Raw genomic sequence first — 10,025 nt, forward strand, 5'->3', positions numbered from 1 at the left:
CGGACACTTGTGGCCCTCACTCAGGCGCGAACGGACACTTGTGGCCCTGTTTCCTACGTCTTTTGGGGCCCCACCTGTCCCTTCGCGCCGGGAGGCGACCTTCCCGTGGACTTCAGCCGGTTCCGCTTGTCCGTGCCCCGGTACGTGCCCGCGCCCCGCTTTGCTCTGCGCCGACTCAGGCGTCTGGCTGGCCGTCTGGCTGGCGCAGCTCCCTGGCGGCCGTTCCACGGACCACGCCAGTCAGCTGGTTGAGCACCGGAGAGTCGATCTTCCAGCGCTGCCAGTACAACGACACGTCAACGGGATTGGCGGGGGCCAGCTCCACGAGGGCGCCGCTGCGGAGGTCCGCCAGGCACTGTTGCTCCGGCAGCAGCCCCCATCCCAGTCCCAGCCGGATGGCCTGGGCGAATTCGGCCGACGACGGCACATAGTGCCGCGGCGCGGCCAGTTCCGCGCCGGTCATCGTGCGGAAAAACCCGTCCTGCAGGTCATCCTTGCGGTCAAAATCCACCACCGGGGCCCGGCTCCCTGCCACAAGTTCCGGCCCGTCCGGCCACCAGCGCAGCAAGTACGCGGGGCTTGCCACCGCGCGGTACCGCAGGGAACCCAGCGGTTCCACACTGCAGCCCTGGACCGGCTCCGGCGTTGCGGTTACCGCAGCCATCACCGATCCCGTCCGCAGGAGCTGGGTGGAATGCTGCTCATCCTCCCGGCGGAGTTCAAAGCACGCGCCGAGGTCCGGCGGAAGACTTGCCAGTGCGGGCATGAACCAGGTGGAGAGCGAGTCCGCGTTCACCACCAAGGGGATGGGCGCCGTCGGACGGTCCCGGCTTCCGCCAAGCTCCTGCTGGGCGTCCCATTCGAGCTGCCGGACCTGCCGGGCGAACCGCAGGATGGCTTCCCCTGCCGTGGTGGGCCGGGCGGGGTTGGTGCGCTGCAGGAGGATCTGGCCGGCCGCGTCCTCCATCGCCTTGAGCCGCTGGGAAATAGCCGACGGCGTGACGTACAGGCTGCGCGCCGCCGCCTCCAGAGTGCCTTCGTCCACGACCGCCGCGAAGGTCCGGAGCTGCTCAAACTGAAACATCTTCATTAGCCTTCCTTAAGAGAGCTAAGAATAATTAGCTGGAGTAATCCTACATCCGGCCGTACGTTGGAGGATATGGATCTGACTGCATTTATCGCCCCCACCGCGCTGGGCTTCGGCACGGGCCTGGCCCTCATCGTGGCCATCGGCAGCCAGAACGCCTTTGTCCTCCGGCAGGGCATCCGCGGTGAGCATGTGGCCGCCGTCGTCCTGGTCTGCAGCTTTTCCGATGCGCTGCTCATCGCCGCGGGCATCGCCGGAGTGGGGGCGCTGCTCCAGGCGAGTCCCGTGATCGTGGACGTGGTCCGGTTTGCCGGCGCCGCCTTCCTGGTGGGCTACGGTGTCATCGCGGCGCGCCGCGCGGTGCGTCCGGGGGCGTTGACGGCATCGGGGCGGCAGCCCGCCGTCGGCCTCGGCGCCGCACTCAGCACGGTAATGGCCCTGACGTGGCTCAATCCGCATGTCTACCTGGACACCGTGCTGCTGCTCGGGTCGGTGGCCAACCAGCAGGCGCAGGATTTTCGATGGTGGTTCGGGGGCGGCGCCATCGCCGCCAGCGTCGCCTGGTTCAGTGCGCTGGGTTTCGGAGCGCGGGTCCTGCGTCCCTTCTTTGCGCGGCCCGCCTCGTGGCGCATCCTGGACGGGCTCGTCGCCGCGGTCATGCTCACGCTGGGCGTGCGACTGGCAGTCGGTGCGTGACGTCGTCGCTTCTTGGCGCGAACGGACACTTGGGGCCCGTCACAGCGCAAGAACAGGGCCATATCTGCCCGTTCGCGCAAAGCCTCAGGGAGAACTCAGGACAGGCGCACGCGCAGCAGCTCCGGGACCTCGTCCGCCTCACGCAACCCGGAGGTGCCGCGCATCGTGACACCCACGGCGTGGGCAACCACGGCCCCCAGCCCGCCGTCGTCGGGCGCTGATGCTTCCATCACCGCGTCCCGCACCCTGCGCTGTTCGGTGGAGCCGGTGCCGCGGGCAATGATGTCCTCGATGCCCTGCCGGGCCAGGGAAAGTTCGTCCTGCTCGGCGAGGACCGGAGCCAGATAGTCCACCAAGGATCGCACCACGTCGACGGCGGGCGCCGGCCTGAACGTGCCAAAATCCAGCAACTCACCGTTCAGGCCACTGCTGCTCGCCTGCCATGCCGCCATCCGCAGCAGCACCGTGGGCACCGGGGCCGGCTCCACGCCGTCGCGCCATTCACGGCTGGCCGATTCGACCAAGGCCCGCACCAGCACCGCGATCAGGGCAGCGTCCTCGGCACGGAGGCAGACGTCGGCCACCCGGACCTCAACCGTGGGGTGGTTCCGGGACAGGCGGGCGTCAAAGTAGATCATGCCTTCATCCAGCAGCACGCCGCTGTCCAGCAGACGCGTGACTACCCTCCGATATGCGGAGTACGTGCTGAAAATGGCCGAAGGGCCGGACATAGGCCATCGGTTCCAGGCCTGGGTTCGGTAGCTCTCGAATCCTGTGGGCATCCCGTTCCAGAACGGCGAATTCGCGCTCACTGCCGTGAGTACTGCCAGCTTGTCCCGGATCCTGTCCAGCACGGCCACGCCCTCGTCCTTGGATTCGATGAACGTGTGGACGTGGAAGCCGCAGGTCAGCTGCTCCTGCGCGGTCAGGCCGAAGCGTTCCAGCATCCGGGCATAACGGGCGTCCGGGGTGGTGTGGCTTGCAAGGCCAAACGGAGACGTGGCCAGCGCGGCGACCCTTGCACCGTTTTTGGTGGCCGCCTGGTCCGCCAGCAGCCGGCCGGCCCGGATCTGCTGCAGCAGTTCTGCGTACTCAAGGCAGGGACGGGTCTGGGTCTCGATCTGCTCAAGCTTCAGCTCGGCAGTCAGGCCAGTCCAGTCGTCGTGAGCGGTTTCCACCTTGGCTGCCAGCGCATAGGGACGTTCCGGGGCGTCGTCGGCTGCCACCCGGCGGCCGGACAGCATCGCGTCCGCGAGGGCAAGCGGCTCCCCCGTGTCCGGATCAACGATCAGGAGCTCTTCTTCGACGCCGAATGTCCGCATGCTTATATTGTGCTGCAACGCCCGCCAGGTTGACCCGGTTACTGCCGATCATGACGAAGCGCGAACCGGCAGATAAAGCGCTCAAATCCGCCTCCAGGGGTCGTTATCTGCCAGTTCGCGCCAGGCGGAGGGCCGCAAGTGTACGTTCGCGTCAGTCCTGGAAGTACTCCACCTTGGCGCCGATCGTGTTGAGCCGTTCCGCCAGCTCCTCGTAGCCACGCTCGATCACGTAGATGTTCCGCAGCTCCGAAACACCCCGCGCCGCGAGCATGGCCAGCAGCAGGCAGGCGGCGGGGCGGAGTGCCGGCGGGCAGCCAACCTCGGCGGCCCGCCATTTCGTGGGGCCGTTGACGTAGATCCGGTGCGGGTCCAGCAGCTGCACCTGGGCGCCGAGCCTGTTCAGTTCCGTGAGGTAGATGGCCCGGTTCTCATAGACCCAGTCGTGGATCATGGTCTGGCCATGGGCGTTGGCGGCGATGACCGCGAAAAACGGCAGGTTGTCGATGTTCAGGCCAGGGAACGGCATCGGGTGGATCTTGTCCTCGGGCGCCCGCAGCTCGGACGGCTTGGTGGTCACATCCACCAGCCGGGTGCGTCCGTTGCGCGCCACGTACTCGCCGGAAATCTCCAGCTGCTGGCCCATCTGCTCCAGCGTGGCCAGCTCGATCTCCATGAACTCGATGGGGACGCGGCGAATGGTCACCTCTGAGTTGGTGACAATCCCGGCCGTGATGAGGCTCATGGCCTCAATGGGGTCCTCGGACGGGAAATACTCAATGTCGACGTCGATGAGCGGCTGCCCGGTGATCTTCAGCGTGGTGGTGCCCACGCCGTCGATCGTCACGCCCAGCATCTCAAGGTAGAAGCAGAGGTCCTGGACCATGTAGTTGGGGCTGGCATTGCGGATGACGGTGGTGCCGCGGCGGTGCGCCGCCGCCATGATCGCGTTCTCGGTGACAGTGTCCCCGCGCTCCGTCAGCACAAAGGACCGGTCGTGAGTGTCCGGCCGCGGAGCCTGCACGGCGTAGAAACCGGCAGTGGCTTCCACGGAGAGCCCGAACTGGCGCAGCGCCTGCATGTGCGGCTCCACGGTGCGGGTGCCCAGATCGCAACCGCCGGCATACGGCAAGCGGTATTCCGCGGATTCGTCCAGGAGCGGGCCCAGGAGCATGATCACGCTGCGCGTGCGGCGCGCAGCGTCCACATCCATGGCCTCAAGGTCCAGGACGGCGGGGCGGTGGAGCTGGAGGTCGGTGTCGTTAAGCCAGGTGCATTCGACGCCGATGCTGGTCAGGACCTCAACGATCCGGTTGACCTCTTCGATCCGGGCGAGGCGGCGCAGGACGGTGGTGCCGCGGTTGATCAGGCTGGCGCATAGCAGCGCCACACCGGCGTTTTTGCTGCTGTTGACATCCACCGCCCCGGAGAGGGTGCGGCCACCTTCAATCCGCAGGTGCGTCATCTGTGGTTTGCCCACTTTGACGATGCTGCGGTCGAGAATCGCTTCGAGCCGCTGGATCATCTTCAGGCTCAGGTTCTGCTTGCCCTGCTCCATCCGGGCGACGGCGCTCTGGCTGGTTCCCAGCGCGCCGGCGAGCTGGCCCTGGGTCCAGCCCTTCTCGGTCCGGGCGTCCCTGAGTGTGGCGGCGATGTGCTCGGCGGTTTCCTGAATCATAAACAAAAAATATCACAGATGAGCTATTTTATGGGATGTGAATCGGAGTGGCGACTGAACTCCCAGAAAATACCCGATTCATGAGATAGCCGCTCCTTGATGCTTGTCCTTGACCCCGCCACTCGCTCGGCGGGAGACTGAAGCATCGGGTTCGCCCGATAAGCGGAGGAATGCCCTGCAGGAGGCCTGCCATGTATGGGAATGCGGCTACAGCATCCCGCGCTTTAGCGTGTGCCATCTTGTGCCTGCTCATGGCCCTTTGCGGGATTGTCGTGGCGCCGGCGTCCGTGGCCGCCCCTTCACCGGGCGAGGGCGCCGAGCAAGCACTGGGTAACGATGTCTCGTGGCCTCAGTGCAACAAGGCGCTTCCCGCCGCTCCAGCTTTCGGGATCGTGGGCGTCAACAATGGCCTGGCCAGCACCACTAACCCCTGCCTCGCCGAACTGCTCCGCTGGGCCAAAGCCATCACTGTGAACCCGACCGATCAGCCGTCCGTGGCCCTTTACGTCAACACCGCCAACCCGGGGCACGCTGGCTCCTGGTGGCCCGCCAGTAACAACTACCCCGCAGCCCAAGCTGTATCCAACCCCTACGGCACCTGCAAGGACAAGGACGTTGCCCAGGCATGCGCATACATGTACGGCTACGCCAAGGCGTACGACGACGCCTACATCCGCGGCATCAGCAGCCCCTCGGACTACCTGTGGTGGCTCGATGTTGAAACAGGCAACAGCTGGTCCCACGACAAGAATGCCAACCGTGCCGTCCTGGAAGGTATGACCGACTTTTTTCACAGCATCGGCGCCGACGTCGGCATCTACTCCTCGGCCTATCAATGGGGACAAATCGTGGGCACCGTCAGCACCTCCAGCAACCTTTATGCCCTGCCCAGCTGGCTGGCAGGCGCCCGCACGGCCTTCGGAGCCACGGCCAACTGCTCGAATGCGCCGCTAACACCCGGCGGCACAGTCACCCTGACCCAGTTCGTCTCCAGGGGCTTCGACTACGACCACTCGTGCATTTAGGAGGCGCTTTGCGCAGTTGACGAACACTCCCGGACTAGCGCCAGACGAAGTTCCAGGTCCCCATCCCGGCCGCGGCAACCACAGCGGCCGCGGCGATCAGCACGCCGCCCACCAACACCCAGGCGTCAAGCATCGAATATGTGGATTCCCGGGCCCACGTCCGCTGCCCGGTGCCGAAACCGCGTGCTTCCATGGTGACGGCCAGCCGGGACGCGCGGCGGATGGCCTGGACCAGGAGCCCGAAGCTCTGCCCGAGGGTGGCCCGCAGCCGTTGCAGCGGGCTGCCCTGCGAGCCGACGCCGCGGGCCCGCCGCGCCATGCCGATGGTCTGCCACTCCTCGGCCATCAGCCCCACCAGGCGCATCGCGGCCAGCGTGCCAAGGACAAACCGGTGCGGCAGCCGGGCCTTCTGGGCCAAGGCATCGGCAAGGTCGGTGGGGTCTGTGCAGGTCATGAGCAGGATCGCCGGCAGGGCAATCGCGAGGCCGCGCAGCATAAAACCGATTCCCAGCTGGAGGGAACCTTCGCTGATGGACCAGATCCCGACGTCGAGCAGTACAGCGCCGCTGTCTGCCGCGACGATCGCCGTGCTCCAACCGCCCAGGGCTGCCGCGATGATGAGCGGCCAGCCGCGCTGCCACAACAGGCGCAGGGTGAGACCGGCCAGGGGCAAGAGCGCCAGCTCAGCCGCAAGCGCCACCGAGGCGGACACCCAGTCGATGGAGAGCGCCAGCACCAGGGTGATAAGGAAAACGACGGCGAACTTGGCCAGCGGGTTGGCGCGCGTCAGCAGCGCGTGGTTGCCGCGGAGGGTCAGGGCATCCCTCACGCCGCACCTGCTTCCTGGCGGGCGCCGCCGCGTGAGGCCGGGCCAAGCCGCAGTTCGGCCCCGCCCAGGACGGCGCTGAATTCCTGGTCGTGGGTCACGGAAACCACGGAGGTTCCCGCGTCGAGCAATTCCGAGAGGAACGACGCGAGCTCGGCCCACGTGTTGGCGTCCTGGCCAAAGGTCGGCTCATCGAGCACCAGCACACGAGGGTGGGCCGCGAGGACCGTGGCCACCGACAGGCGCCGCTTTTCGCCGCCGGACAGCGTGTACGGATTGGCGTCCACCAGGTGCGTCAGGCGCAGCCGTTCCAGCAGCTCATCAACCCGCTCCTCGCCATGCCCCAGGTGCCGCGGACCGAACATCAGCTCGTCCAGCACACGGCCCGTAACGAACTGGTGCTCGGGCTCCTGGAACACGGTTCCGATGCGGGAAATCAGCTGGTTGGCTTTCCACTGGAAGGGATCGATCCCGGCCCCCTCGGAAAGCTCGACGGCGGCGGAAACCTTCCCCGCCACCGGCGCCAGAAGTCCGGCGAGCGTCAGCGCAAACGTGGACTTGCCGGCGCCGTTGGGTCCCGTGACGGTGAGTGCCTGGCCGGAGCGGACCTGTGCCGCGATGCCCTGCTGCACCGGCACGGGCGGGATGGTCCGGAAGCCGCGGCGCCGCGGACGCTCGCGGGAGACGGCAAGGTCCTCGGCGACCAGCAGCATGTCACCGGAGCCTGCGGACCGCCGGCGCCGGGTTTCCGGGACATACCCGGGCACCCAGACGCCCGCGCCGATCAGCATCTCCCGCGCCGCCGCGAGCACCTGGTCCGGCGGCCCGTCCAGCAGAACCGCGGGCGTAGCGGCGGAAGCCGCGGAGCCCGTTGCCGAGCCCGGCTGGAGCACTACAATCCGGTCCACCAGGTCCTTCCAGACGGACACGCGGTGTTCCACCACAACGAGTGTGGCGCCGGTTTTGTCCAGACTGCGGCCCACGGCGTCGCGGACCTCCAGCACGCCGGCGGGATCGAGGTTTGCGGTGGGCTCATCCAGCAGGATCAGCCCGGGCCGCATCGCGAGGATCCCGGCCAGCGCCAGGCGCTGCTTCTGCCCGCCGGACAGGGCCGACGTCGGGTGGTCCAGCGGGAGCCCGCCGGCACCTGGCCCGCCGTCGGCGTTCAAACCAGAACCGTCGGCACTCCGCAGCCCGACGTCGTCGAGCGCCTCATGGACGCGCCGCCAGATCTCGTCCCGCGGAACGGCGAGGTTCTCGGCGCCGAAGGCGACGTCGTCACCCAAGCGGGAAAGAACCACCTGCGTTTCGGGGTCCTGCTGCATCAGGCCCGAACGGCCGCGCTGCCCGCGGGGCACCACGCCGTCAATCAGCAGCGAACCGGTCTCGTCGGCGTCGTCCCCTTCGTCCCCCAGCACCCCTGCGAGCGCGTGCAGCAGCGTTGACTTGCCCGCACCCGAGGGGCCCAGCAGCAGCACCCGCTCGCCGGGCGCGATGTCGAGGTCGAGCCCGTGGACGGCGGGGGCGGAACGTCCGGCATGCCGCCAGCCCCAGCCACGGGCGGACACCGCGGCGGGGCGCACTCCGGAAGCGCCGGCGTCGGAAGCGGTCATCAGTTGAAGACGGGCTCCGAAGCTGCCTTCCGGGACGCGAACGAGCTCAGCACGCCGGTCTTGGCCAGGCCGCGGGTGGCGATCCAGGACAGCGCGCCAGCAATGACCGCGCCGGAAATGGTGCAGAACACGATGTACGCGAGCTTGTCGCCGGGCTCGTAGGCGATGTTCCAGCCCCACGGCAGGAACGAGTCATTGAGGCCGCAGAACAGGCCCGCCCCGGCACCGGCAAGCAGCGCGGCGATGAGGTTGTACTTCTGGTGCAGGAAGGACCTGAACCGGAAGTTGCCGTACACCAGCAGGAAGAACACCAGCTCGGCGCCCAGGCCCTGCAGGAGGCCGGAGATCAGCACCGTGGAGCCGTACTGCGAGCCCATGATGAGCTCGCCGGTGGCGGCCACCGCTTCGCAGAAGAGCGCCGCGCCGGGCTTGCGGATGATGAGCATGCCCAGCACCGCCGGGATCATCCAGCCGCCGGCGATCAGGCCGGTCAGCGGAGGGTAAACGGCGTTCATGGGGGCGGAGACGATGCCGGCGCCCTGGGACCAGGCCCAGAAGATCACGCCGCCGGTGATGGCGATGAGGGCCGCCACCACGATGTCCACTACGCGCCAGGTATTGCCGGTCTTTTTGGTTGCTGCAGTTGTCATTTGGTCCTCCTGAGGAACAGGAGGGGAAAGTGCCCCGGCGGGCGGCGCTGCCGCCGTTTCCCGGGCACTTCGAGAACTCGACTCCCTTGCGCCGGTACTAACCGGATCAGGTTCGAGGGTCTGCGGCTGTCCGCACTCTCAGCGCCCACCTGCGGTTCCCTGGCAATGCCAGTGATGCCCGACGGCGGCGCTCCCCTGTCGTTAATAAATCTGCCCTGATGGGCGTGCTCCAGTTTACACCGCGGCCGGGGTAGATTGTGGGCCATGACTGCCAATATCCCGACTGTGACCGCGTTCAATCCCGACTCGAGAGTGGCCCAGCCTGCCGGGGCGCTGGAGGCCCTGATCGCCCGGATCGAAGGCGAGATCAGCGAGCTGCAGTTTCCCCGTTTCAGCAAGGACGACTCCCTCAACCTCGGGCTGCTCCTGGTGGAGCTGGGGAAAACGCGCCGGCTTCCCATCGCGATCGACATCACCAAGGGTGACCAGGTCCTGTTCCACGTGGCCCTGGACGGCGCCACCCCGGACAACGAGCGCTGGATCCGGGCGAAACAGCGCACCGGTGCCAGGTATGAGGTCCCGTCGTTGCTGGTGGGCCTCCGCGGCAGGCTGCACGGCGGCCGGATCGAGGACCACGGCTGGTTCGACGAGTCCACCTACGCCCCGCACGGCGGCTGCTTCCCGGTCTACGTCACCGGCGTGGGTGCGGTGGCCACGGTGACGGTCTCGGGGCTGCCCCAACAGCAGGACCACGATCTCGTGGTGGAGGCCCTGCGGGAGATTCTGGAGTCCATGCGGCCGGGTTAGGCTAAGGACAGTCCCGGATCCGCTCACAAGGAGTTCAACGAATGAACCTGTTCATCAAGCTGCTCGGCACGGCAATCAGCATCGGCGCCGGGTTCGTCGGCACCAAGATGGTCAACACCGTGTGGGAAAAGTCCACCGGCAGGAAGCCTCCCACCGGCAAGGATGAAGACACCCCCACGAGCCTCCGCTCGGCTCTCACGTTCGCGCTCATTTCGGCTTCGGTCAGCACCATCATCCAGGTGCTCGCCAACCGCGGCACGCAGCGGGCCATCACCCGCTTCGCCAAGTCCCAGGACATCGTCTAGCCTGGCAACCAGTCCGGCG

General features: G+C 67.2%; 10 protein-coding genes and 1 riboswitch. Of the genes, 4 read left to right on the forward strand and 6 right to left on the reverse strand.

Annotated elements, in window-relative coordinates:
- Nucleotides 1-175: 175 nt before the first annotated feature.
- Nucleotides 176-1,090, reverse strand: coding sequence for a LysR family transcriptional regulator ArgP (locus AC3IT0_RS21070; protein WP_489321587.1), 915 nt, complete (start codon nt 1,088-1,090; stop codon nt 176-178).
- 69 nt (nt 1,091-1,159) lie between these two features.
- Between AC3IT0_RS21070 and AC3IT0_RS21075 the strand changes: the two genes are divergently transcribed.
- Complete coding sequence (locus tag AC3IT0_RS21075) at nt 1,160-1,783, forward strand: LysE/ArgO family amino acid transporter (protein ID WP_489321588.1); 624 nt, start codon at nt 1,160-1,162, stop codon at nt 1,781-1,783.
- A 95-nt stretch (nt 1,784-1,878) separates the two neighbouring features.
- On the opposite strand, the gene AC3IT0_RS21080 is transcribed toward AC3IT0_RS21075, so the two are convergent.
- Nucleotides 1,879-3,105, reverse strand: coding sequence for a glutamate--cysteine ligase 2 (locus tag AC3IT0_RS21080; RefSeq protein WP_489321589.1), 1,227 nt, complete (start codon nt 3,103-3,105; stop codon nt 1,879-1,881).
- A gap of 151 nt (nt 3,106-3,256) precedes the next feature.
- Entirely contained in the window at nt 3,257-4,780 is a 1,524-nt protein-coding gene (locus AC3IT0_RS21085) for a UDP-N-acetylglucosamine 1-carboxyvinyltransferase (RefSeq protein ID WP_489321590.1), read from the reverse strand.
- Between the two features lie 251 nt (nt 4,781-5,031).
- Between AC3IT0_RS21085 and AC3IT0_RS21090 the strand changes: the two genes are divergently transcribed.
- On the forward strand, nt 5,032-5,805 hold the full coding sequence (locus AC3IT0_RS21090) for a glycoside hydrolase family 25 domain-containing protein (protein ID WP_489323862.1): 774 nt from the start codon (nt 5,032-5,034) through the stop codon (nt 5,803-5,805).
- Nucleotides 5,806-5,839: 34 nt separating this feature from the next.
- Here AC3IT0_RS21090 and AC3IT0_RS21095 read toward each other — a convergent pair whose 3' ends face one another.
- From AC3IT0_RS21095 to AC3IT0_RS21105, 3 genes are read right to left on the reverse strand one after another with little or no spacing between them, the layout of a single operon-like run.
- A complete protein-coding gene (locus AC3IT0_RS21095) occupies nt 5,840-6,634 on the reverse strand; it encodes an energy-coupling factor transporter transmembrane component T family protein (protein WP_489321591.1) in 795 nt (264 codons plus the stop codon).
- Nucleotides 6,631-8,244 (reverse strand): ABC transporter ATP-binding protein, encoded by a 1,614-nt coding sequence (locus AC3IT0_RS21100; protein ID WP_489321592.1) that lies wholly within the window; start codon nt 8,242-8,244, stop codon nt 6,631-6,633. The genes AC3IT0_RS21095 and AC3IT0_RS21100 overlap by 4 nt, the downstream gene beginning before the upstream one ends.
- Nucleotides 8,244-8,894: an ECF transporter S component gene (locus tag AC3IT0_RS21105; protein ID WP_489321593.1), complete on the reverse strand. Its 651-nt coding sequence runs from the start codon at nt 8,892-8,894 to the stop codon at nt 8,244-8,246. Before AC3IT0_RS21105 ends, AC3IT0_RS21100 begins: the two co-directional genes overlap by 1 nt.
- A 65-nt stretch (nt 8,895-8,959) precedes the next feature.
- A riboswitch (TPP riboswitch) is annotated at nt 8,960-9,101 on the reverse strand.
- Between the two features lie 57 nt (nt 9,102-9,158).
- On the opposite strand from AC3IT0_RS21105, the gene AC3IT0_RS21110 reads away from it, so the two are divergent.
- A complete protein-coding gene (locus tag AC3IT0_RS21110; protein ID WP_489321594.1) occupies nt 9,159-9,701 on the forward strand; it encodes a heme-degrading domain-containing protein in 543 nt (180 codons plus the stop codon).
- A 41-nt stretch (nt 9,702-9,742) separates the two neighbouring features.
- The gene (locus tag AC3IT0_RS21115; protein ID WP_252568651.1) at nt 9,743-10,006 is read left to right on the forward strand and encodes a DUF4235 domain-containing protein; all 264 of its coding nucleotides are present in this window, start codon (nt 9,743-9,745) and stop codon (nt 10,004-10,006) included.
- Nucleotides 10,007-10,025 lie beyond the last annotated feature (19 nt).

The organism is Pseudarthrobacter sp. KH_020_B (genome assembly GCF_057840185.1).